Raw genomic sequence first — 23297 nt, forward strand, 5'->3', positions numbered from 1 at the left:
GCCTTCCGCGCGCGATCAGGTTTCCGAAAAGTAGCTCTGCAGGGTCCGAACCTCAAGGTCCCCGCCCAGATAGGCGCGGATGCCCTGCGCGGCCGCCACGGCCCCGGAAAGAGTGGTGTAATACGGCACTTTATGCAAGAGGGCCGCGCGCCGCAGCGAACGGCTGTCGGCGAGCGCCTGCGGGCCTTCGGTGGTGTTGAGGACGAGCTGGACGTCGCCATTGGTGATGGCATCGACGATGTGTGGCCGCCCCTCCAGCACCTTGTTCACCTTCTCCGCCGGGATGCCCTGATCGGTCAGGAAGCGCGCCGTCCCTGAGGTCGCCAGCACCTTGAAGCCAAGCGAATGCAGCTGGCGCACGGCTTCGGCGATACGAACCTTGTCGCTCTCGCGTACCGAGACGAACACCGTGCCCTTGCGCGGCACCCGCGTGCCGCCGCCAAGCTGGCTCTTCGCGAATGCCACCGCGAAGGAGCGGTCGATGCCCATGACCTCGCCGGTCGAGCGCATCTCCGGACCCAGCACCGTGTCGACGCCGGGGAAGCGGGCGAATGGGAAGACCGATTCCTTCACGCCGACATGCTTGAAGTCCGCCTTCTTCAGCTTGAAGTCGGCAAGCTTCTCGCCGGCCATGATGCGCGCGGCGATCTTGGCGACCGGCGTGCCGACCACCTTGGCCACGAACGGCACCGTGCGCGAGGCGCGCGGATTGACCTCGAGCACGTAGATATCGCCGTCCTTGATGGCGTATTGCACGTTCATCAGGCCGACGACGTCGAGGCCGAGCGCGAGCTCGCGGGTCTGCCGCTCCAGCTCCGCGATCATCTTGCTGTCGAGCGAGTGCGGCGGCAGCGAGCAGGCGCTATCGCCGGAGTGAATGCCGGCTTCCTCGATGTGCTCCATGATACCGACGATGAAGGTGTCCTTGCCGTCGCAGAGGCAGTCGACGTCGATCTCGGTGGCATCGGACAGATAGCGATCGAACAGCAGCGGGTTCTTGCCGAGCACGGTGTTGATCTGTCCGGTCTTGTCGTTCGGGTAGCGCGCCTTGACGTCAGCAGGCACCAGCTCCGGCAGCGTGCCGAGCAGATAGTCGTTGAGCTGGTTCTCCTCGCGGATGATCTGCATCGCGCGGCCGCCGAGCACGTAGGACGGGCGCACCACCAGCGGCAGACCGAGATCGGCGGAGACGAGGCGAGCCTGCTCGACCGAATAAGCGATGCCGTTCTTCGGCTGCTTCAGGCGGAGCTTGTCGAGCACGCGCTTGAAACGGTCGCGGTCCTCGGCGAGGTCGATGGCGTCGGGCGAGGTGCCGAGGATCGGTACTTCGGCTGCTTCCAGCGCACGAGCAAGCTTCAGCGGGGTCTGGCCGCCGAACTGCACGATCACGCCATGCAGCGTGCCGTTGCTGCGCTCCTTGGCGATGATCTCGAGCACATCCTCGGCGGTGAGCGGTTCGAAATAGAGCCGGTCGGCGGTGTCGTAGTCGGTCGACACCGTTTCCGGATTGCAGTTGACCATGATGGATTCGTAGCCGGCGTCATGCAGCGCGAAGCAGGCGTGACAGCAGCAATAATCGAACTCGATGCCCTGGCCGATACGGTTCGGGCCGCCGCCGAGGATGATGACCTTCTTTTTGTCCGAGGGCGTGCTTTCGTCGGCGGCACTGCCCGCGAACGGCGACTCGTAGGTCGAGTACATGTAGGCCGTGGGGGACGCGAATTCGGCGGCGCAGGTGTCGATACGCTTGTAGACCGGACGGACGCCGAGCGCGTGGCGCTTGGCGGTGACTTCGGCCTCGGTCATTTGGGCGAGCACCGCGAGGCGCGCGTCCGAGAAGCCGAGGGCCTTGAGGGTCCGCATGCCGAAGGCATTGCCGGGCAGGCCGTGCTTCCTGACCTTCTCTTCCATGTCGACGATGCCGCGCATCTCGCCGAGGAACCACGGATCGATCTTGCAGGAGTTGAAGATATCCTCGTTCGACCAGCCGAGCCGCATGGCCTGCGCGACCTGCAGCAGGCGGTTCGGCGTCGGCGTGCCGAGGGCTGCGCGGATCGCGTTCTTGTCGTCGTCCTGGCCGAGGCCTTCGATCTCGATCTCGTCGAGCCCGGTGAGTCCGGTCTCGAGCCCGCGCAGCGCCTTCTGCAGGCTCTCCTGGAAGGTGCGGCCGATCGCCATGACTTCGCCGACCGACTTCATTGAGGTCGTCAGCGTGGAGGAGGCGCCGGGGAATTTCTCGAAGGCGAAACGCGGGATCTTGGTCACCACGTAGTCAATCGTCGGCTCGAACGAGGCCGGCGTCGCACCGCCGGTGATGTCGTTGGCGATCTCATCGAGCGTGTAGCCGACGGCGAGCTTGGCTGCGACCTTGGCGATCGGGAAGCCGGTGGCCTTCGAGGCCAGCGCCGACGAGCGCGACACGCGCGGATTCATCTCGATCACGACCATGCGGCCGTCTTCGGGATTGACGCCGAACTGCACGTTGGAGCCGCCGGTCTCGACGCCGATCTCGCGCAGCACCGCCAGCGAGGCGTCGCGCATGATCTGGTATTCCTTGTCCGTCAGCGTCAGCGCTGGCGCGACCGTGATGGAGTCGCCGGTGTGCACGCCCATCGGATCGAAATTCTCGATCGAGCAAACGATGATGCAATTGTCCTTTTTGTCGCGCACCACCTCCATCTCGAATTCTTTCCAGCCGAGGACGGATTCCTCGATCAGGACTTCGTTGGTGGGGGACGCATCAAGACCGCGCTCGATGATGTCGAGGAACTCTTCCTTGTTGTAGGCGATGCCGCCGCCGGTGCCGCCCATGGTGAAGGACGGGCGGATGATCGCGGGCAGGCCGATCTCGGACAGCGCCATCATGGCCTGGCCGAAAGCGTATTCCTGGTAGCGCTTGCGGCGATCGCTCTCGCCGAGCGTCCATTGCCGATCGAGCTCCTCGAGCGCCGCACCCGACAGCTTCTCGCGTTCGGCGTGGTACTTGTCGCGGAACGACTTCTTCAACTCGGAGGCATTGGCGAGACGCGACTTCGGCGTCTCGAGCCCGATCTTGGTCATGGCTTCGCGGAACAGCTGGCGATCCTCGGCCTTGTCGATGGCGTCGGCGGTGGCGCCGATCATCTCGACGTCGAACTTCTCCAGCGTGCCCTGCCGGCGCAGCGACAGCGCGCAGTTCAGCGCGGTCTGGCCGCCCATGGTCGGCAGCAGCGCGAAGCCGCCGGGAATAGCGTGACGTTCCTTCTCGATGATCTTGGCGACGATCTCGGGCGTGATCGGCTCGATATAGGTCGCATCGGCCAATTCCGGGTCGGTCATGATCGTGGCCGGATTGGAATTGACGAGGACGATACGGTAGCCCTCTTCCTTCAGCGTCTTCACCGCTTGCGTGCCCGAATAGTCGAACTCGCAGGCCTGGCCGATCACGATGGGACCGGCGCCGATGATCAGGATGGTCGAGATGTCGGTTCGTTTAGGCATCACCGCTCGCGGGCTGGAAACTGGGCACAAAAAAAGGGCGCGCTTGCCGCGCGTCCCCTTGTGCGAGAGCGCGGGGTCTTCCCTCGCGCGCGGGTGGGTCTTAGACCAGTTTTCGGGGCGGCGAAACCCCGAAAAACGCCCATCAACCGGCAATTTTGACCGGTTTTGGCCGCGCCTGCCAGCCACGGGCGAGATGCACCAGAAGCGAGGCCGCGACGCTCGATCCGCCGATCCAGCCGAGGTCATCAGGCGAGAGGGTGGCCAGCACCGCGCCACCCAGCGCCCCACCGATGGCAAAGCCGAGATACATCGCCGATGCGTTCAGCGAGAGCGCGATCATCGAGGCCTGGGGTTCAATTCGGATGATGCTGGCGATCTGGGCCGGATAGAACGCCCAGCCGGACAGGCCCCAGAGAAAGATCGCGCCCAGCACCGCGTAATGTGCCTGTCCGGGCAAGAGCTTCAGGACCAGCGAATGCAGGATCAGCGCGCTCGCCATGCCGGCGAGCCCGAGCGCGGCGGTGGTCATCGTTCCAAGCCGGTCGGCCAGGACGCCGCCGAGCATGTTCCCGATTGCGGCAGCGCCGCCAAACACCAGCAGGGCAAGGCTGATTTGCGAGGCATCGAAGCCGAGGCCGCGCAGCGGGACCGCGAAATAGGTGAACACTGTGAAGCCGCCGAGCGCCCATAGAATCGTGATGGCGAGCGCAATCACGACATTGCTGTGACGCGCCACCGCCAGCCGTTCGCTGAGCGAAGCCGTGTTCCGCGGCAGGCCGCGGGGCAGGCCGAGCAACAGGCCGGCAAGCGCGACCGCGCTGATGACGGCGACCATGGCAAAAGTTGCGCGCCAGCCGAGCAGGCTGCCGACGAGGTTGCCCAGGGGGACGCCGATGACGGTCGCGACCGTGAGGCCCGAGGTGACCAAGGCGACCGCGCGGCCGCGCCGTTCCGGCGAGGCGACCGCCACGGACACAGCCAGCGCTGTCGGCATGCACAGCCCGGAGCCCAGGGCCATCAGCATGCGCGAGGCGAGCAGCAGGGCGTAGTTGGAGGCCGCCATCGCCGCGAGGTTTCCGGCGATAAAGGTCGTCAGCGCGAGTGCCAGCACTGTGCGGCGGTCAACGTTGTTCAGGGTCACCGCGAGGATCGGCGAACCCACGGCGTAGGTGAGAGCGTACGCGGTGACCAATTGGCCGGCAGCCGAGACCGAAATCGAGAGGTCGTTGGCAATCACGGGCAAAAGTCCAGCAATTACAAAACCTTCTGTACCGATCGCAAAGGCCCCCAGGGCCAGCCAGAACACGCTCATGGTTCGAATTCCCTATGTTCAATGTTTATTGAACTATCGAATAAGCTGATTTGAGAGTCAATTGGTTCAAGAACTATTGAACATTGGGCCAGCATCGCTATGATTCCCCGCATCATGAGCCGCACGCCGCCCCATCCCACGCGAGAGCAGATCGAGCTGCCGCTGGTTCTGGATTGCCTGAGCGATCCGATCCGGCTCGCGATCGTTTATCAGCTCGCCCAGCAGGAACGTGTCAGCAGCGAGCTCTGCTGCGGCGACTTCAACGGCCTCGCCGGCAAGTCGAACCTCACCTATCACTTCGCGAAGCTGCGCGATTGCGGGCTGATGCAGACGCGCGTCGCAGGCACGAACCGCTTCATGCGGCTGCGTCGCGAGGATCTCGATGCGCGCTTTCCGGGCCTGCTCGATGCCGTGCTCAAGTCAGCGGCGAAGGATGCGGACCGGCTTCAGCTTGTTGCGGAGTGTGATGTGGTTGAGGCGGACTAGTCTGTCTGCGCCACGCCCGGCTTCGCCCTTCGGGCTTCGCCGCGGCAGCCTTCGCTACGATGGGCTTGCCGAGCCGAAGCGGCGTCAGCCGCGAAGGCTGGAGACCCGGCCTGGATTTGAACCAGGATGAAGAGCAATGCACCGCTCTCGCGTAGACGCTTCCGCCACCGGGCCGCGGCGATCATTGCCGATCGAGGTGCGACAAGCCACCTCAGGTGGTGGTTATGCTTAACGCACCAGCGGAGGCCGGGCGATGAAGGTCATGCGCCAGCGGTTGTGGCCGATATTGGTGTTGGCACGCTGGCTGGCAAAGCCCGCCGCTTTCAGCTTGGCCGTGATCTCGTCCTCACTGTAGCGCTGCAATCCGATGCGCGACCGCAAATGACGGTAATCCGACAGCGCAGTGCTGACGAGCCCGATCAGCGCATCCTTCAGGAAGCCGTGACGAAGTCCGAACGACAGCAGTGCCGCCACGTCCCTGAACATGCCGACGTGCGGCTGGAGAATATCGCCGAGCACCAGCTTGCCTGATGGCTTCAGGATCCGCCTCACATTGCGGAGCGCGGCATCGAGCTCCTCGGATGTCATGTATTGCGCGACCGAGTTCATCACGACGAGGTCGATCGACTGGTCCTGCATCTTGCTGACGTCGTCGAGCGAGCGGACGCGGATCCTGGTGTCGGGCGCAAACCGTGCGATCAGCCGGCCGCGCACACCGGGCGCGGGCTCGGCCAGAATCAGCTGGCCACAGGCTGACGCCACCTGGCTGGCCGAGAGCGCCTCGCCGCAGGCATAGTCGAGCACCGTCGCATCGGGCGAGGTGATGTAGCCGATGATGTCCCGCGCGATGATCTGGAAGTGCAAATCGCGATGCAACTTGCTGACATAGATCGTGTGCGTCGAGTCGTAATAATCGATCCAATCGTCCATGATATCCCGCCCGGGGGTTCCTGTCCGGGAACCGCGCTGCCTGCCTTGCGTTAGGGGTGCGACGGCGCGCCGTCAATGTCCGCGTCCTAACAGGAAGGTTTCCCGTGAGCAAAGCCCCCAACAAGGTCTCGCCCGATCTCGACACCCCCACTGATCTGCAGCCCCAGGCGGTCAACAAGGTTTCCGAGGCGCTCAACGTGCTTCTGGCCGATGCGTTCGCGCTGTACCTCAAGACCAAGAATTTCCACTGGCACATCAGCGGCCGGCATTTCCGGGACTATCATCTCTTGCTGGACGAGCAGTCCGACCAGATCTTCGCCACCACCGACCAGCTCGCCGAGCGCGTCCGCAAGATCGGCGGCACCACGCTGAAGTCGATCGGCCAGGTCGCAAAGCTCCAGACCATCAAGGACAATAACGAGGACTATGTCCCGCCGCGCGAGATGCTGCGCGAGCTGATGCAGGACAACAAGCACGTCGCCGCTAGCATGCGCAAGGCGCATGAGGTCTGCGACGACGCCGGTGATGTCGCCAGCGCCAGCATCCTCGAAGTCTTCATCGACGAGACCGAGCGGCGGACGTGGTTCTTGTTCGAAGCCACGCGGCAGGAGGGCGGCAACGAGGCGTAAGGGCACAAGTGCCGTAGGGTGGATTAGCCGAAGGCGTAATCCACCACGTCTGTTTCAACGGGAAAGGAAGAGGTGGATTACGCTTCGCTAATCCACCCTGCGTACCTTCGTTGCCGCTACCGCCACAACCGCATCAAGGCGCCGTGCCTTCCCGTCACCGGATCGGCCGGCGGCCGCGCAACGTTTGGAATCGTCTTCAGCGCCTTGGCATGGTTCTCGGGCGTTGCCCGCGTGATCTCCATCTTCGATCCCGGCGGATAGGCGCCGATCACGCAGAAATCATCGCTCGCTGTGATGCACTGATGCCCTGTGCCGGCCGGCAGGATCGCGATGTCGCCCGCTTTGATCTCCAGCTCCTGGCCATAGTCCCCACCGAATCGAACGCGGGCACGGCCGCGCGCGACGCCGAGCACCTCATGCACCGTCGCGTGGTAATGCAGATAATCGTAGACGCCGTTGCGCCATGTGCCGCCCCAATTGTTCGTCTCGAACAGGTTTTCGATGGCCTGTTCAGGCTGCTTTGGATCGAGCGTCACCGCGCCCTGGTAGATGAGGAAGGGAAGAATGTTGTTCGGCACGAGCCCGTCGTCCTCGAAGACGATGGCGAGCGGCTCGGCATAGTCGCGGACGACCGACATGGATGGGCTCCCGGGAGCATTGGACGAGGAGTCAAGACAGCGCGAGCGCCCTTTGTTCCTGTCGTCAGTCCATACGCTGGCTTGACGGAGATCAAGGCGCCAGTCGCCGTTCGAAGGCACGCAATTCCGGGAGAAATTGGATGGAACGCCATGTACGCATCCGACGTTGCGCAGCGTCATTTTTCGGCGGCCCTCGATGAGGCCGAGACCTCAGGTCTCGGTCACGAAGCCGTCTGTCGCGCCTTGCTCAATCTCGTGATCTCGAAATATCTGGAGACGAGGTCCGTCACCGATATCAAGGCCGAGCTGCGCTTCATCGCCGAGAATTGCGATCCTGACACGGACTTCATGTTCATGCGTCCGTGACGGCGCCATAGCCGGCGGTTTCGTCCGCCGGCGTCCTTGGGTCTTTACGCGCTCTTCTTCTGCCGCATCAGATCGGCAAAGCGCTGGAACAGATAGTGCGAGTCGCGCGGGCCCGGTGAGGCCTCCGGGTGATACTGCACCGAGAACACCGGCTTGCCGTCGAGCTGGATGCCGCAATTGGATCCATCGAACAGCGAGATGTGGGTCTGGGTCGCGCCCTTTGGCAACGTCGTCTCGTCCACGGCAAAGCCGTGGTTCATCGAGGTGATCTCGACCTTGCCGGTGGTCTCGTCCTTGACGGGATGATTGGCGCCGTGATGGCCCTGATGCATCTTCTTCGTCTTGGCGCCGACGGCGAGGCCGAGCATCTGGTGACCCAGGCAAATGCCGAAGGTCGGCGTGCCCGACTTGATCACGTCCCGGATCACAGGCACCGCGTATTTGCCGGTGGCGGCCGGATCGCCCGGACCGTTGGACAGGAACACGCCGTCCGGCTTCATCGCCAGAATGTCTTCAGATGACGTCGTCGCCGGCACCACCGTCACCTTGCAGCCGACGCCGGCGAGCAGGCGCAGAATGTTGCGCTTGATGCCGTAATCGATCGCGACGACGTTGAACTCGGCCTTGTCCTGACGGCCAAAACCCTTGTCCCACAGCCAGGGCGTTTCGTCCCAGGTGAAGCGCTGGGCGGAGGTGACCATCGGCACGAGGTCCATGCCCTCGAGGCCGGGCCATTCGCGCGCTTCTTCCTTCAGGCCGTGCAGATCAAACTCGCCGTTCTTGGCGTGCGCGATCACGGCATTGGGCATGCCCTTGCTGCGGATCAGCGCGGTCAGCGCCCGCGTGTCGATGCCGGAAAGGCCGATGATGCCGCGTGCCTTCAGCCAGGCGTCGAGATGCTTGGTGGCGCGGTAGTTCGAGGGGGCGGTGATCGCGGTGCGCAGGATCACGCCGCGCGCGCCTGGCGTCGCGGCCATGTTCACCGTCTCGATGTCTTCCTCGTTGGTACCGACATTGCCGATATGCGGGAAGGTGAAGGTGATGAGCTGGCCGGCATAGGAGGGATCGGTGAGGATTTCCTCATAGCCGGTCATCGCGGTGTTGAAGCAGACTTCACCGACGGCGTGGCCTTCGGCGCCGAGACCAAAGCCTTCAAGCACCGTGCCATCGGCGAGCACGAGGAGCGCGGTCGGTTTATGGTCCGGCCAGGCGGGATCGTTGTCATGTTGTGTCATGAGCCCGCTTCATAAGCCCCCAACTCGCGCCCGTCAAAGCGGGAAACGCCGGATTCACATGCGTTTTTGCATATTTGACAGGTCTCTTCAGGGACTTAGGGTGAGTCCTGAAATTTTGCGCCGTTTTGGCCATCAGGCGGGAAACAATGAACCCCCCGTGACAGGTCCGCTATGGCCTCTTTCCCGCGAACGGCTTAGATCAGGGCCGAAGATTGAGAGGACGACGATCATGCTGCGCGACGACATCAACAATGCGGTCAAGGAGGCCATGAAGGCCAAGGAGGAGCGCAAGCTCTCCACGCTGCGCATGGTCAACTCGACCATCAAGAACGCCGACATCGACGCCCGCGGCCAGGGCAAGCCGCCGCTGTCCGACCCCGATCTGCTGGCCGTGCTGCAGAAGATGATCAAGCAGCGGCAGGAGGCCGTCGAGCTCTACGACAAGGGCGGCCGCGCCGAGCTGGCCGCGCAGGAGCGCGAGGAGATCGCGGTGATCTCGGCCTATCTGCCGAAGCAGATGTCGGACGACGAGGTCAAGAAGGCGATCTCGGATGCCATCGCTGAGACCGGCGCTGCCGGCATGAAGGACATGGGCAAGGTGATCGCGGTGCTGCGCGCGAAGTACGCAGGACAGATGGATTTCGGCAAGGCCAGCGGCCTCGTGAAGGCCGCGCTGTCGGGCTAGCTGCTCCCCCTCGAGGGGAGGATGGGCACCTTTGTCGCGGTTGAGATCCGGTCTACTCTCTCCTGATAGACAAAATCGGGAGCCAACCGATGACCGCCATCAGACCCTTCCGCATCGCCATCAGCGACGACATTCTCGCCGATCTCAAATCGCGCCTCGCCCGCACGCGCTGGCCCGAGGCCGAGCTGGTCGATGACTGGAGCCAGGGCGCGCCGCTGAAATGGATCCAGGAGATATGCGCCTACTGGGCGAACGGTTACGACTGGCGCGCACGTGAGGCAAAGCTCAACCGCTTCGACCAGTTCACCACCGGGATCGACGGGCTCGACATCCACTTCCTGCATGTCCGTTCGAAGGAAGCGGGCGCGCTGCCGCTGATCATCACCCACGGCTGGCCCGGCTCGATCGTGGAATTCCAGAAGGTGATCGCGCCGCTCACCGATCCGGCTGCGCATGGCGGCAATCCCGCCGACGCCTTCCATGTGATCTGTCCTTCCTTGCCGGGCTTCGGCTTCTCTGCAAAACCCAAGACCACTGGCTGGGGCGTCGACCGCATCGCCGCAACCTGGGCCAAGCTGATGGATCGGCTGGGTTATACGCGCTACGGCGCGCAAGGCGGCGACTGGGGCTCGGCGGTGACGACCTCGCTCGGCGCACAGGATGCGGAGCATTGCGCCGGCATCCACGTCACGCTCGCCTTCAACGCCGCGCCGAAGGTCGATGGCGATCCGACGCCGGAGGAGAAGCGCGCGCTGGCCGGTCTCAAGCATTACGTCGATCTGGACTCCGGCTATTCAAAACAGCAATCGACGCGGCCGCAGACGCTTGGCTATGGCCTCACGGATTCGCCGAGCGGGCAGGCCGCCTGGATCCTGGAAAAATTCTGGGCCTGGACCGATTGCAACGGCCACCCCGAGAACATTTTCGACAAGGACGAGCTGCTCGACAACGTCATGCTCTACTGGACGACGGAGACGGCGACCTCGTCGGCGCGGCTCTACTGGGAGAGTTTTGGCAAGCGCCGCACGACGCCCAAGGTGACCGTGCCAACCGGTGTCGCCGTGTTTCCCAAGGAGATCATCACGCCGGTGCGGCGCTGGATGGAGCCGAATTTTCCAGATATCACGCATTGGAGCGAGATGGAGAAGGGCGGGCACTTTGCGGCTTTCGAGCAGCCCGAGCTGTTCGTGCGCGATATCAGAAAATTCTTCGCGACGGTGCGCTGAGTCATGCTGACCGAAGACGCAACCTACGACGAGCTCTATCGTAACTTCCGCTGGAACATCCCGGCGCGCTTCAACATCGCGGAGGCGTGCTGCGATCGCCATGCCGACGGCACCGGCCGGCTGGCGCTTGTTTATGTCGACGAGGTTGGTGCCACCACGCGCACCTCTTTCGACGAGGTCGCGGAGATGTCGCGCCGCTTCGCCAATGTGCTGAAGGCGGACGGGCTTTCGCGTGGCGATCGCGTCGCGGTGTTCCAGTCGCAGTCGCTGGAGCTGCCGATCGCGCATTTGGCGGCGTTCCGCTCCGGGCTGATCTCGATCCCGCTGTTCACGCTGTTCGGCGAGGATGCGCTGGAATTCCGACTGTCGAATTCGCAAGCGAAGGCGATCATCGCGGACGAGGCAGGCTGGGAGAAGCTCACAAAGATCCGCGAACGGCTGCCTTATCTGCAGGACATCTACGTCACGAGCGGCGCCGTGCACGCCGGCGCGAAACCGTTCTGGTCGGCAATCGAAACCGCGTCCGAGGATTTTGCCAATGTCGACACCTCCGCCGACGATCCCGCGCTGATCATCTACACCTCGGGCACCACAGGTAATCCGAAGGGCGCGCTGCATGCGCATCGCGTCGTGCTCGGCCATTTGCCCAACGTCGAGATGTGTCACAACTTCCTGCCGCGTCCCGGCGACCTGATGTGGACGCCGGCAGACTGGGCCTGGATCGGCGGCCTCATCAACGGCCTGTTCGCCTTCTGGTATCACGGCATTCCGCTGGTCGGACATCGCGCGCGAAAATTCGAGCCGCAGGCGGCGATGCAGATGATGGCCGATCTCGGCGTCCGCAACGTCTTCCTGCCGCCGACCGCGCTGAAGCTGATGCGGCAGGCGGGCGTCAAACATCCCGGCGTCAAGCTGCGCAGTATTTTCACCGGCGGTGAATCGCTCGGCGGCGAGCTGCTCGGCTGGGTGCGGGACACCTTTGGCATCGATGCGCACGAAGTGTTCGGCCAGACCGAGTGCAATCTCGTGATCGGCAGCAACGCCCATCTGTTTCCGATCCGGCCCGGTTCGATGGGCAAGGCGACGCCGGGGTTCGACGTCCGTATCGTCAACGACAAGGGCGAGGAGCAGCCGCGCGGCCAGCGCGGCATTATCGGCGTTCGCCAGCCATGCCCCGTGACCATGCTCGAATACTGGCGTAACCCGGACGCGACGGCGAAGAAGTACGCCGGGGAATTCCTGCTGACCGGCGATCTCGGCGTGCAGGATGACGACGGCTATTTCTGGTATGTCAGCCGCGAGGACGACGTCATCACCACGGCCGGCTATCGCGTCGGTCCGTCCGAGATCGAGCATACGTTGATGAAGCATCCTTCGGTGGCGATGGCTGCGGTGGTCGGCATTCCCGATCCGATCCGCACCGAATCGATCAAGGCCTGGATCGTGCTGCGCCCGGGCTTTGCCGCTGATGATGCGCTCGCGCGCGAAATCCAGGAGTTCGTCAAGGTGCAGCTCGCGGCCCACGAATATCCGCGTTACGTGGAATTCGCGGAGACCCTGCCAATGACGGCGACGGGAAAGGTGCTGCGGCGCGAACTGCGGGCAAGAGGTTAGCTTCCGACAATGCCGAAGACGTCTCACGCCGCGGGGCTGCACCGCGCCTCACTTGCGAAGCTCGATGATCTCGATGCGGCGCTGGAGCTCATGTATTATGGCTGGCGCGGGATGACGCTGGAGGCCGACGACTATCTGGCAAAGCAGGGCCTGTCGCGCTCGCACCATCGCATTCTCTACGTGGTGGCGCGCCGGCCGGATATCGCCATCGGGTCGCTGATCGAGATCCTCGGCATTTCCAAGCAGGCGCTGAACCGGCCGCTCACTCTGTTGCTGGAACGCAAGCTGCTGACGTCGCAGCGGTCGCCCGAGCAGCATCGCTCGAAACTGTTGCGTCTGACGGCTGCGGGGCAGCGCATCGAGCAAACGGCCTCGGGGCATGAGCGCGAGGTCATGCGCAAGGCATTTGATCGCGTCGGCGCCCGCGGCGCGGCGGCCTGGATGGCCGTCATGAAGACGATCGCCGACAATAACTGATCGGCTTTCAGGTCAATAGTGTTGACATGAAAGGTAAGCTTTGCCAATTTCCTCGTGAGCCGGAAGAGGCTTGTGTTGGAAAATGATCATGCACCTTTCGGATTTCGTCCTGCTGCTCAACACGCTGTGGTTCGGTGGCGCTTTCATCCAGTTCAGTATCGCGCAAACGAACACGTTGAAGATCCTGCTGCCTCGGGAAGAGCGCAGCAATCCGATCGCGCCGACGCTGGCGGCCAGCGTAGCTTTCCTCGGCGGGATGAATCTGCCGATCGGTCTACTCTCGTTCTATTTGCTGGCGGCGCGTCCGTCGTTCTTCCAGCCGGTCGAAGCGCAGCTTGCGCTGTTTCTGTTCTTCGCCGCCTGCCATTTCAGCCAATTCGCCTATAATCTTCCCGTGCTGATGCGCGGCGGACGCGTCGGGGTGGCTTACTGGCCGGTGCTGAAAGGCCCGATGCTCAGGATCTTCGTCATCGATGCAACGCTGTTTGCGGCCAATCTCGGCGTCGCGCTGCTGCTCATATCTCGTTAGCGCGATGGCGCCGACAACGCGGACCGCAGCATCGCGGCGAGGTCCTGCCGCTTGAACGGTTTTGTCAGAATGCGGGCGTCGATCCCGTCGGGAGTCTTGACCGGAGTCTGGCTGTAGCCGGAGGTGAACAGCACTTTGAGGTCAGGCCGCAGCGCTGTAGCTTGCCGCGCCAGTTCCGGTCCGAACATGCCGCCGGGCATCACGACATCCGTGAACAGCAGATGGATGTCGCCGGGCTCGCGCAGGACATCCAGCGCCGTGGGCCCGTTCGACGTCGCGATGACACGGTAGCCGAGCGTCCGCAGCTCGCTCTCGACATAGGCGCGCACCATATCGTCGTCTTCGACCACGAGAATGGTCCCGCTTGCCTCGGGTGGGAGGATCGGTTCCGCGGGAGCCGGCTCCTCGTTCGGCGCCGAAGCGATACGTGGGAAGAACAGCCTGACGACGCTGCCTTCCCTGGGCTCGGACTGGAGCTGCACGAGTCCGCCGGACTGTTGCGCAAACCCGTAGACCATGCTCAGGCCGAGGCCTGTGCCCTTGCCGACCTCCTTGGTGGTGAAGAACGGCTCGAACGCGCGGTTCGCGACATCAGCTGCCATGCCGCAGCCGGTGTCGGTTACGGCCACCATGACGTAATCGCCGGGCCGCGGCTCGCCGTCGACGTCGAGTTCGGACGAACCGAGCGAAATATTGCGCACCTCGACCGTCAGTCTGCCGCCGTCGGGCATGGCATCGCGCGCGTTGAGCACGAGGTTGAGCAAGGCGGTTGCGAGCTGGCTTGGATCGACGCTGGCCGGCCACAGATCGGCGCCGAAGGCGAAGCTGCATTCGATGTGCTCGCCGAGCGACCGGCGCAGCAACTGCTCCATGCCGACGACCTTCTCGGCGATGTCGATCTCGCGCGGTCTTAAGGGCTGCTTGCGCGCGAAGGCGAGCAGGCTTCGCGTCAGGTCGGAGCCGCGCTCGGCCGCCGTCGCGATATCGCTCGCGATCTGGTGCAGTTCCTTGTTGTCCGCCAGCCTGTCGGCGAGATGCTCGGAGTTGCCGAGGATGACGGTCAAGAGATTGTTGAAGTCATGCGCCACACCGCCGGTGAGCTGGCCCATGGCCTCCATCTTCTGGGACTGGCTGAGCTTGTGGCTCAGGTCGGCGATGGCGGCGCGCTGCTGCTCGAGCGACTCCGCGGTGTCGTTGAGCAGCATCATCAATCCGCCGAGTTCCCCGCGCGGATGCGGCGGCGGAATGCGTGCGCTGAGATCGCCGAGCCCCAGCCGCTTCGCCATCGTGGCGAGCCGGCCGACCTGGCGTCCGACGCTGACGGTTGCGAGGATCCAGACGCCGGCGAGCAGCAGCAGCGAGGCCACCGCGAGGATCGCCAGATCCTCGTAGAGCCGGCGGTTCGCCGCCGCGACCAGTCCGTCCTTGGAGCGTCCAACGATAATATAAAGGCCGGCCTTGCGGATCGACGGCGAGCGGGCGACAGCCCAGACCTGCGTGTGGCCCGTGCGATCGGTGACCTCGCGAGATGCCGCACCATCGGGCGACGACGCCGCAAAGCGAAACAGATCGGAGCCGGCGATCGACGCGCCGACCGGATCGCTCCAGCCGCCGCCCTTGGGGGCGACCAGCACCGTACCCTTGCTGTCGACGAACAGGATCTCCTTCTCGGCGAGCAACCGCCTGTCGTGAAACTCCGCGAACTTGTTCAGGTTGAACGAGGCGAGCAGGACGAATTTCAGCGCGCCGGCGTCAGAGCGCGCCGGATAGGCAATCTGGAGGACCGACAGTCCGGTCAGGCGGCCGAACACCGGCTCCAGCGCGACGGTACCTTGCGAGACCTTCGCCTGCCTGAAATAGGCACGATCATTCAGATCGAGCGTGCGGTTGCTGCGGAGCGAGTCGCAGAACAGGCTGCCGTCCGGATTAATCGTCAAGATTCCCGTGAACTGCGGATACTCCTCGCGCACATCGGACAGAAACGCAGAGCACGCCGCCTTGTCGCTTGTGTCGAGATCGCGGGCGCGGGCAAGGCCATAGTCAAGCTGGGCAGTGCCCTGGATCTTCTCGTCGAGATCGCTGGCAATGTCGTCGGCTGAAGCGACGAGATTGGCCAGCGCAGCGTTGATCTCGCTGGTCCGGTTCTGCACGAAGCGCAAGCCGACGAGGCTCGCCGGCACCAGCATGGCCGCGATGACGAGGATCAGTAACCGGGTACGCAGGCTCATCGATCTGCCGGTCCGCTGTTGGAGGTACAATTTGCGGCACGATCGTCTGCCCCGTCCATAGGCGTCGGTGCGAAATATAGTACCGAAGGCTAAAGATTTTGCCACCGGCGCGTTGCGGTGTCGCTGGCGACCTCCCGCTATCAGGCATCAAGTTGCGCCCGCGCGCAGTGACGCTAATATTGCGCCCTGCGCGCGGCAAAAGATCGCGCCGATGAGCGGAGGAAGCTGATGTCCATCTCGGGCAAGGTCGATCCGGTGGTGCGTCCTGTTGCGGCGACCGACATCGCCGAGTCGCTGGTCGAGGGCCTGCGCGATTTCCAGGCGCTGCCGATTTACGGGCTCTGCTTCGGCGCGCTCTACGCCGCCGGCGGCATCACCATCATGCTCTGCCTCACCGCCTTCGGCATGGTCTATCTCGTCTATCCGCTGGCGGCCGGTTTTGCCCTGATCGGGCCCTTCGTCGCGATCGGCCTTTATGAGGTGAGCCGCCGCCGCGAGCGCGGCGAGCCCGTCTCTTTCGGCGCGATCTGGTCGGCGATCCGCTCGCGCAGCGAAATCGGATGGATGGCCTTCGTCACGCTGTTCGTGTTCGTGATCTGGATGTACCAGGTGCGGCTGTTGATCGCATTGTTGCTGGGCCTGCACGCCTCGTTCTCGAGCTTGCAGGAATTCATGACGGTGGTGCTGACCACCAACGAGGGCTTGCTGTTCCTCGCGATCGGCAATGCGGTCGGCGCGGCGTTGTCGTTGATCCTGTTTTCACTGACCGTGGTGTCGTTTCCGCTGCTGCTCGATCGCGAGGTCGATTTCGTCACCGCGATGGTGACGAGCGTGCGCGCGGTGGTGACGAGCCCGCTGCCGATGATCGGCTGGGCCGCTGTCATCGTGATCCTGCTGATCGTGTCGGCGCTGCCGTATTTCCTCGGCCTGGTGGTGACGCTGCCGGTGCTCGGGCATGCGACATGGCATCTCTATCGGCGGCTGGTGGTGCCGGTGGCATAAAAGAGGCGCCGGACGCAACGGAAACGGGCTATTCGTCCGTTTCGCCGGCGTTATTCGACTGACAGAGCATTCGGCGCTGCAAAAGCCCGGGGCGGGGCGAGAAAACGATAGCTAATTGCTGTGATTGCGCGCACGGTGCGCCAATGTCGGAAAGAACAGCCGTCTTTGCGCGCACGCGACGCGACGAATATGCGCGGGCAATGTGAACAAACTCATCCTTCACACCCGTGGATGCTGCTGATCACGACGGATGCCTGAAAGATTTCACTGCAGTTCGATGTGAACGAACGCCAACCGAAAGCACCTGATGCAAACTCTCTCCCCACGGCACGTCAAGACAGAAGAAGCGCTCCGGCTCGGCGTGGAGTCGGGCTGGTACGCAATCAAGGTCAGCGGGACCTTCGTCTTGGGCCCGCACGACTCCGAAGCGGATTGCCATCGCAAGATCGACGAGATTCATCCACCGCCGGTGAAGAAGAAGCGATGAGGCCGCAGATTCTGGCCACTACGGCGTCTTGATCCCCATCGCCTTCAGCGCCGCCAGCATCCGTGCCGGCGGTGCTGTCTTGATCTGCGGCGCCTTTCCTGTCTCCAGCAGGCTCTTCAGCCCCGACAGGATCGCCGGCCAGCCGGCGCGGCCGCCGGAGAGGATGTCGTCGCTGAGATCGCGATCGTGGCGTTCGCTCATGATGAGACGGACGGCTTCTCCGGCTTGCTCGATCTCGTAGGTCACGAGCGTGGTGCCGAGCTTGGCGACGAGGTCGGGCCAGTTGACGTTCCATGTCACCGTCAGCTTCCTCGGCGGATCGTATTCGAAGACTTCACCAGAAATGTGCTCCGAGCCGTCAGGCGCGCGCACGACAAACGTGCCGCCGAGCTTCGGCTGCATCTCCACGGCGAAGCCCGAAAAATACTTTCGGCTGAATTCGGCCGAGGTGAGGGCCTCCCACACCTTCTCCGGCGTCGAGGCGATGTAGATGGTGTAGACCGTGAGGGGCTTGAACTGGTCGAGATTCATTTTGCGTCGAATCCCTTGTTGAGGGCTGCGCGCGTGATGTTGAGCAGCTTGCCGGTCTCGAGCAGGCTCTTGAGCTGCGACAGAATGGCCGGCCAGCCGTTGGAGACGGCGCCGAGATATTTGCCGCCCTCGATGAAGCCATCATGCAGCACGGTCAAACGCACGACCGGTCCGAAGGGTTCGATGGTGAAGACGACGCGCGAGATCGGCTCGCCGCGCAGTTCTTCATATTTCAGATGCTTGAAGCTGTAGGACAGCCGTCGCGGCGGATCGGCCTCGAGGATTTCGCCTGAATCGGTGACCTCGCCGTCCAGCGAAAGCGCAAAGGGCGAGCCGACCTTCCAGTCGGAGCGGACCTCGGCGCCGAACCAATATTGCCTGGTGAACTCGCTTGACGTCAGCGCCTGCCACAGCTTTTCCGGCGTGGTCTCGATGTAGGTGACATAGACGAATTGTGGCTTACTCATCACGCTTCTCCAGCTGGCGTTTCAATTCGCCGAGTGCGGCGAGCTTGCCGCGCTCGAATTTCCTGATCCAGCGCTCGCCGATCTGGTGGATCGGCACCGGGTTGAGATAGTGCAGCTTCTCGCGGCCATGCTTGATGGTCGTGACCAGATTGGCCTCTTCCAGAATGACCAGGTGTTTCGTCACGGCTTGGCGCGTCATCGCGAGGCCTTCGCAAAGCTCGTTTAGCGTCTGGCCGTTCCTGGCGTGAAGCCGGTCCAGCAGCGACCGTCGCGATGTGTCGGCGAGCGCTTTGAAGACTTCATCCATGGCGGCGATATTAGGCAACCAAATGGTTGCCTGTCAAGATGGTGTCTTTGGCGCGTGCGATCGGCTGTGCTAACCTTGACGCTCAGCCAACGCAGATTGGTTCCGGGGAGGACCTTGATGTTCCGTTGCGTCTTGACTGCTGCCGCCCTCGTCTTTTTCGCCGGCAGCACTTTTGTTCACGCCCAGAAGCAGACGATCGGCGCGCCGCCTGAGGCGTCGAACATGAAGCTCGTCGGCAGCAACGATCTTCAGGGGCGCAGCGCCTATCAGCCGACCATCCATCATCAGGGCGACCGCTGGATCGCCTATATCGGTCATCATGGCGGCACCGATGACGTGCTGGCGCCTGTCAATCCGATGACCGGCAAGGCGGAGCCGAACGGGACCTCGATCATCGACGTCACCGATCCCGCGCATCCCAAATATCTCAGGCACCTGCCGGGGCAGGAGGGCAAATATGAATCCGGCGGCGCGCAGATGGTGCGCGTGTGCGACGGCAAGACCTTGCCGAAGGGCGATCCCAACGCGGTCTACATGTTGCGCACCTTCGGCAGCCAGGCGCATGAGATCTGGAACGTCGCCGATCCCGCCAACCCCGCGCTGATCACGCGCCTCGGCGGCTTGAAGGACACGCACAAGAGCTGGTGGGAATGCGACACCGGCATTGCCTATCTCGTCTCGGGCGCGCCGGACTGGCGCACGCGGCGCATGACGCAGATCTACGATCTCTCGGATCCGGCGCATCCGCAAAAGATCCGCGACTTTGGCCTGCCCGGCCAGGAGCCCGGGTCGACCGGCGCGGTGCCGACCGAATTGCACGGACCGATCTCGACCGGGCCGAACGGCAACCGCGTCTATTTCGGCTATGGCACCAACAAGGGCGGCATCCTGCAGATCGTCGATCGCGAGAAGCTGCTGACGGGGCCGAAGGAGCCGACGCCCGACAATCTGCGCTTTCCCGAGATATCGCGGCTGCCGATGTCCGCCTTCAACGGCGCGCACACGACGTTTCCGATGCTCGATATGCCCGTCGCTGAGTTTGCCGAGGACAAGGACGGCAAGACGCGCGACATCGTCATGATCGTGGATGAGGCGATCCTCAACGAATGCGGCGAGGCCAGGCAGATGGTGTGGTTCGCCGACGTCACCACCGAGACGCGGCCGATGATGATCTCGAGCTACACCGTGCCGGAGGCCAGCGGACAGTTCTGCCAGCGCGGCGGCCGTTTCGGCTCGCATTCGTCGAATGAGAGCATGGCGCCGGTCTATTACAAGAAGATGGCTTTCATCGCCTTCTTCAACGCCGGCGTTCGCGCGCTCGACATCCGCGATCCCTATCATCCCAAGGAAGTCGGCTATTTCATCCCGGCGATCACGCAGGCGACCGACAAGCGCTGCATTCCCGTGGAGGGCGGCGAGCGCTGCAAGGTCGCGATCCAAACCAACAATGTCGAGACCGACGATCGCGGCTACATCTACATCGTCGATCGTGCCAACACCGGCCTGCACATCCTCGAACTGGCCGGAGCGGCGCGGGCCGTCGCCGGCTTGCCGAAGAATTGACGATGCGGCGCGCGGCGGCGATTGCGGCCACCCTGATGGCGCTCTGCGCGTCAGGTGTCGGTGCCTATCAGCTTGCGCCGTCGTCTGCGCCGCCATCTGCCCGATGGCGCGAGATCGCCTGGCCGTTCCCGCGCGACGGCTGGCCCGCTGGGCGTGCGTTCCACTGCGAGGGAGGGGCTTGCGACGGCGCCGAGCTCTACGTTCGCGCCAAACGCGGCTTTTGCAATTGCGACAGCGGTGTCGCCGATGACGACGAGGTCGATCGCGTCGCCGATATCGATCTGATCACCCCGCGCTTTAGCGCGACTGCGCCGGGTGAAGTCGTGCATGTCGGCGAGATGCACGGCCGTGCGCGGCGCTATGATCTTGCGATCCTTGACGGCACTAGCCGCGCCGCGGTCGGTGTTGCGCTCTCGCGGCGCTGCGATCTCTTCGTTGCGGCGGCGCAGGGGCGGGGTAATGCCAACGCGATGCAGCGTGCGGCGCTCGCTTTTCTCGAGACCCGGGAGATGAAAGCGTGGGTCGTCGCTGCGCTGGACGGAAACTAGTTGTCATGCATTAATACCCGCAAACACCGCCATCAGCAGAGTTCTCCCCATGATGTCCATGCAAGCCTATCTCGCTTTCATCGCCGCCTGCATTGCGCTCGCGCTGCTGCCGGGGCCGATCGTGACCCTCGTTATCGCCAACGGCCTGCGCCATGGCACGCGTGCCGCGCTGACCAACATTCTCGGCGTGCAGATGGGGCTGTTGATCGTGATAGGCATCCTTGCCGTCGGCCTCACCACGCTGATGGCGACGATGGGCTATTGGTTCAACTGGGTGCGCTTTGCGGGCGCGGCCTATCTGGTCTGGCTCGGCATCAAGCTGATCCGCTCTCCGGTGCAGGGCGTCGACGCGGACGCGCCGCCGCCTCCCCCTCGCGGCGGCTTTCTTTTGCAGGGCTTTGTCGTGGCGTTGTCGAACCCGAAGCTGCTGGTGTTCTTCGGTGCGTTCATTCCGCAATTCATGGACATGAGCAAGGATCATTTGTCGCAGGTCCTGGTGCTCGGCATCACCTTCATGGTGCTGGCCGGCCTGACCGACGGAATCTACGCGCTGCTTGCCGGCCAGGTCCGCGGCTTCTTCTCGGCGCGCCGCACCCGCCTGGTGTCGCGCGTCTCTGGCGGCTTCATGATCGGCGGCGGCATCTGGCTGGCGCTGATCCGGGCCAAGTAAGCTTGAACCTTCGCCGCGCTCGCGCTGTTCGTGGCGAGGCGCGGCGGCTAGCCGACCAGCAGCGCCGGCTTCAACTCCACCTCGATCTCCGCGAAGATCCGCGCCAGCCGCTCGGCCCATTGCTGCTGGCCGGATTGGTCCGCGATCAGGTCCTGGCGGATCTCGATGCCGGTGTTGACGAGACCGCGCGCCTCGCCATGGACGGGGATGGTGTAGTCGCTGAGATCGCTCACCGCATAGGGCTCGTTGTCGCCGACGACGAGATCGCCCTCAGAGCGCAAGTGCTTCAGCAGCAGCTGCGGCAGCACCTTGTCGCGATTGTAGAGCGCGCCGATGTGCCAGGGCCGCGCAACGCCGGCATAGACGGGCGTGAAGCTGTGCAGCGACACCAGCACCGTCGGCTGCTTCGCGTGGATCCGGCTGTCGATCACCGCGTCGATGCGCTGATGATAGGGCTCGAAGATCTCGCGCCGCCGTGCCGCGCGTTCACCGTCCGAGATGCCTTCGTTGCGCGGGATCGCGGTCGCTTCGGAAATGACGGGGATCGAGCTCGCCACGCCGGGCGAGCGGTTGCAGTCGATCACGAGCCGCGAATAGCGCTGCGCGATCAGATGCGCGTTAAGCATGTTTGCGAGCCGCTCCGCGACGCCGGCGATGCCGATGTCCCAGGCGATGTGCCTGACAAGCTCGTCTTCCGATACACCGAGATCGCCGAGCGCACGCGGCAGAATGCGGCCGTAATGGTCCGATGTGAGCAGAAAGGGCGATGTCCCCTCTGCATTCACCTCATGCACTGGCGGAATATCGTCGTCGCCAAGGAGTTGATCCGTCGCCCCGGCTGTGTTGAAAGCCATCCTGATTGCCTATCGAAAAAGCAGTCGCCCCGGACATTGGGCAACAAGCGTTAATATCAGGTCTGCCCAACATCACCATGATCTCCCGACGATGCCGCTGCTGACGATTCATCACAAGACCGAATATCGCTACGTCAGTCCCGTGGCCTTCGGCGAACACAGATTCATGCTGCGTCCGAGCGATGGCCATGATCTGCGCGTGCTCGCCTCCAGGCTCGATATCTCGCCGCAGCCGATGTCGCTGCGCTGGATCCACGACGTGTTTGGCAATTCGGTCGCGATCGCCGATTTCGACGCGCGCGCCGATCGCCTGATCTTCGACTGGCGCGTCACCGTCGAGCACAATCCGGTCGACGAGTTCGCGCTGACGCCCGACGATCCCGCCTACTTCTATCCCTTCGTCTATGACGACGCGGAATTGCCCGATCTCGTCCAGTACATCACGCCGCAATACCCCGATGCCGAGGGCAAGGTCGCGGCCTGGGTGCGCGGTTTTCTCGACGAGAATGCACTTTCGCCAACCTTCGATATCCTCAGCCGCATCACGCATGCGATCCGCGAGCAGTTCAAATACCAAAGGCGTCACGAGCCCGGCACGCAGGCGCCGTCCGATACCTTGCGGCGAGGCACCGGCACCTGCCGCGACTATGCGCTGTTCATGATCGAGGCGCTGCGCCGGCTAGGCATCGCCGCTCGCTTCGTCTCCGGCTATGTCTTCGTCCCCGAGGACATCGCCCAGCACCATGTCGGCGGCGGCTCGACCCATGCCTGGGTGCAGGTGTACTTGCCGAGCGCGGGCTGGATCGAGTTCGATCCGACCAACGGCATCGTCGGCACCCGCGACCTCATCCGCGTTGCGGTCGCGCGCGATCCGCGCCAGGCCATTCCGCTGCACGGCATCTATATCGGCACCCAGGATGCGTTCGACGTCATGGACGTCAGCGTCAGGGTGGTTTCGGCCGAGGAGCGCGGCGAGGAGTTGGAAGCGGAGGTCGTGTAGACACCCACGGCCTTCGCCGCGACGACAGCGAAT

At 63.7% G+C, this 23297-nt stretch carries 24 protein-coding genes and 1 tRNA gene; 14 read left to right on the forward strand and 11 right to left on the reverse strand.

What is annotated here, in order from left to right:
• Positions 1–15: 15 nt before the first annotated feature.
• Both carB and L6637_RS22980 read right to left on the reverse strand, forming a co-directional pair.
• The gene (gene carB / locus L6637_RS22975; protein ID WP_237864398.1) at positions 16–3480 is read right to left on the reverse strand and encodes a carbamoyl-phosphate synthase large subunit; all 3465 of its coding nucleotides are present in this window, start codon (positions 3478–3480) and stop codon (positions 16–18) included.
• 142 nt (positions 3481–3622) lie between these two features.
• Complete coding sequence (locus L6637_RS22980; RefSeq protein ID WP_237872017.1) at positions 3623–4792, reverse strand: MFS transporter; 1170 nt, start codon at positions 4790–4792, stop codon at positions 3623–3625.
• Between the two features lie 114 nt (positions 4793–4906).
• Here L6637_RS22980 and L6637_RS22985 point away from each other — a divergent pair, with 114 nt between their 5' ends.
• Complete coding sequence (locus L6637_RS22985) at positions 4907–5278, forward strand: ArsR/SmtB family transcription factor (RefSeq protein WP_237864396.1); 372 nt, start codon at positions 4907–4909, stop codon at positions 5276–5278.
• A 98-nt stretch (positions 5279–5376) separates the two neighbouring features.
• On the opposite strand, the gene L6637_RS22990 is transcribed toward L6637_RS22985, so the two are convergent.
• A tRNA-His gene (locus tag L6637_RS22990) sits at positions 5377–5452 on the reverse strand.
• A 54-nt stretch (positions 5453–5506) separates the two neighbouring features.
• Entirely contained in the window at positions 5507–6208 is a 702-nt protein-coding gene (locus L6637_RS22995) for a class I SAM-dependent methyltransferase (protein ID WP_237864395.1), read from the reverse strand.
• A gap of 104 nt (positions 6209–6312) precedes the next feature.
• Between L6637_RS22995 and L6637_RS23000 the strand changes: the two genes are divergently transcribed.
• Positions 6313–6837 (forward strand): Dps family protein, encoded by a 525-nt coding sequence (locus L6637_RS23000; protein ID WP_237864394.1) that lies wholly within the window; start codon positions 6313–6315, stop codon positions 6835–6837.
• Positions 6838–6953: 116 nt separating this feature from the next.
• Here the strand turns inward: L6637_RS23000 and L6637_RS23005 are convergent, their stop codons facing one another.
• The gene (locus tag L6637_RS23005; protein ID WP_237872019.1) at positions 6954–7475 is read right to left on the reverse strand and encodes a cupin domain-containing protein; all 522 of its coding nucleotides are present in this window, start codon (positions 7473–7475) and stop codon (positions 6954–6956) included.
• A 150-nt stretch (positions 7476–7625) separates the two neighbouring features.
• Here L6637_RS23005 and L6637_RS23010 point away from each other — a divergent pair, with 150 nt between their 5' ends.
• Positions 7626–7841 carry a hypothetical protein gene (locus tag L6637_RS23010; RefSeq protein WP_237864392.1) on the forward strand — a complete coding sequence of 72 codons (216 nt, stop codon included), beginning with the start codon at positions 7626–7628 and terminating at the stop codon, positions 7839–7841.
• A gap of 44 nt (positions 7842–7885) precedes the next feature.
• Here L6637_RS23010 and carA read toward each other — a convergent pair whose 3' ends face one another.
• Positions 7886–9076 carry a glutamine-hydrolyzing carbamoyl-phosphate synthase small subunit gene (carA, locus tag L6637_RS23015; protein ID WP_237872021.1) on the reverse strand — a complete coding sequence of 397 codons (1191 nt, stop codon included), beginning with the start codon at positions 9074–9076 and terminating at the stop codon, positions 7886–7888.
• A 229-nt stretch (positions 9077–9305) separates the two neighbouring features.
• Here carA and L6637_RS23020 point away from each other — a divergent pair, with 229 nt between their 5' ends.
• The 5 genes from L6637_RS23020 to L6637_RS23040 all read left to right on the forward strand — a co-directional run bounded on the left by L6637_RS23020 (position 9306) and on the right by L6637_RS23040 (position 13607).
• Positions 9306–9761: a GatB/YqeY domain-containing protein gene (locus tag L6637_RS23020; RefSeq protein WP_237864390.1), complete on the forward strand. Its 456-nt coding sequence runs from the start codon at positions 9306–9308 to the stop codon at positions 9759–9761.
• Between the two features lie 89 nt (positions 9762–9850).
• Positions 9851–10987 (forward strand): epoxide hydrolase family protein, encoded by a 1137-nt coding sequence (locus tag L6637_RS23025; protein WP_237872023.1) that lies wholly within the window; start codon positions 9851–9853, stop codon positions 10985–10987.
• Between the two features lie 3 nt (positions 10988–10990).
• Complete coding sequence (locus L6637_RS23030) at positions 10991–12601, forward strand: acyl-CoA synthetase (RefSeq protein WP_237872025.1); 1611 nt, start codon at positions 10991–10993, stop codon at positions 12599–12601.
• Positions 12602–12610: 9 nt separating this feature from the next.
• The gene (locus L6637_RS23035; RefSeq protein ID WP_237864387.1) at positions 12611–13078 is read left to right on the forward strand and encodes a MarR family winged helix-turn-helix transcriptional regulator; all 468 of its coding nucleotides are present in this window, start codon (positions 12611–12613) and stop codon (positions 13076–13078) included.
• An 88-nt stretch (positions 13079–13166) separates the two neighbouring features.
• A complete protein-coding gene (locus tag L6637_RS23040; RefSeq protein ID WP_237864386.1) occupies positions 13167–13607 on the forward strand; it encodes a hypothetical protein in 441 nt (146 codons plus the stop codon).
• On the opposite strand, the gene L6637_RS23045 is transcribed toward L6637_RS23040, so the two are convergent.
• Positions 13604–15835 (reverse strand): ATP-binding protein, encoded by a 2232-nt coding sequence (locus L6637_RS23045; RefSeq protein WP_237864385.1) that lies wholly within the window; start codon positions 15833–15835, stop codon positions 13604–13606. The genes L6637_RS23040 and L6637_RS23045 overlap by 4 nt on opposite strands.
• A 228-nt stretch (positions 15836–16063) precedes the next feature.
• Between L6637_RS23045 and L6637_RS23050 the strand changes: the two genes are divergently transcribed.
• Positions 16064–16837 carry a DUF2189 domain-containing protein gene (locus L6637_RS23050; RefSeq protein WP_237864384.1) on the forward strand — a complete coding sequence of 258 codons (774 nt, stop codon included), beginning with the start codon at positions 16064–16066 and terminating at the stop codon, positions 16835–16837.
• Between the two features lie 307 nt (positions 16838–17144).
• On the forward strand, positions 17145–17324 hold the full coding sequence (locus L6637_RS23055; protein WP_237872027.1) for a hypothetical protein: 180 nt from the start codon (positions 17145–17147) through the stop codon (positions 17322–17324).
• 18 nt (positions 17325–17342) lie between these two features.
• On the opposite strand, the gene L6637_RS23060 is transcribed toward L6637_RS23055, so the two are convergent.
• Genes L6637_RS23060 through L6637_RS23070 form a run of 3 tightly spaced genes read right to left on the reverse strand, consistent with a single transcriptional unit; the run spans position 17343 to position 18629 of the window.
• On the reverse strand, positions 17343–17855 hold the full coding sequence (locus L6637_RS23060) for an SRPBCC family protein (RefSeq protein WP_237864382.1): 513 nt from the start codon (positions 17853–17855) through the stop codon (positions 17343–17345).
• Entirely contained in the window at positions 17852–18322 is a 471-nt protein-coding gene (locus L6637_RS23065; protein WP_237864381.1) for an SRPBCC family protein, read from the reverse strand. Before L6637_RS23065 ends, L6637_RS23060 begins: the two co-directional genes overlap by 4 nt.
• Entirely contained in the window at positions 18315–18629 is a 315-nt protein-coding gene (locus L6637_RS23070) for an ArsR/SmtB family transcription factor (protein WP_237864380.1), read from the reverse strand. The genes L6637_RS23065 and L6637_RS23070 overlap by 8 nt, the downstream gene beginning before the upstream one ends.
• A gap of 117 nt (positions 18630–18746) precedes the next feature.
• Here L6637_RS23070 and L6637_RS23075 point away from each other — a divergent pair, with 117 nt between their 5' ends.
• Genes L6637_RS23075 through L6637_RS23085 form a run of 3 tightly spaced genes read left to right on the forward strand, consistent with a single transcriptional unit; the run spans position 18747 to position 21410 of the window.
• Positions 18747–20192: an LVIVD repeat-containing protein gene (locus tag L6637_RS23075; RefSeq protein WP_237864379.1), complete on the forward strand. Its 1446-nt coding sequence runs from the start codon at positions 18747–18749 to the stop codon at positions 20190–20192.
• Positions 20193–20194: 2 nt separating this feature from the next.
• Positions 20195–20740, forward strand: coding sequence for a hypothetical protein (locus L6637_RS23080; protein ID WP_237864378.1), 546 nt, complete (start codon positions 20195–20197; stop codon positions 20738–20740).
• Positions 20741–20792: 52 nt separating this feature from the next.
• The gene (locus L6637_RS23085; protein ID WP_237864655.1) at positions 20793–21410 is read left to right on the forward strand and encodes a LysE family translocator; all 618 of its coding nucleotides are present in this window, start codon (positions 20793–20795) and stop codon (positions 21408–21410) included.
• Between the two features lie 47 nt (positions 21411–21457).
• Here L6637_RS23085 and L6637_RS23090 read toward each other — a convergent pair whose 3' ends face one another.
• Complete coding sequence (locus L6637_RS23090; RefSeq protein ID WP_237864377.1) at positions 21458–22264, reverse strand: N-formylglutamate amidohydrolase; 807 nt, start codon at positions 22262–22264, stop codon at positions 21458–21460.
• Between the two features lie 91 nt (positions 22265–22355).
• Between L6637_RS23090 and L6637_RS23095 the strand changes: the two genes are divergently transcribed.
• On the forward strand, positions 22356–23264 hold the full coding sequence (locus tag L6637_RS23095; RefSeq protein ID WP_237864376.1) for a transglutaminase family protein: 909 nt from the start codon (positions 22356–22358) through the stop codon (positions 23262–23264).
• The last annotated feature ends 33 nt before the right edge of the window (positions 23265–23297 follow it).

Source organism: Bradyrhizobium zhengyangense (assembly GCF_022012435.1).
Taxonomy (GTDB): domain Bacteria; phylum Pseudomonadota; class Alphaproteobacteria; order Rhizobiales; family Xanthobacteraceae; genus Bradyrhizobium; species Bradyrhizobium zhengyangense.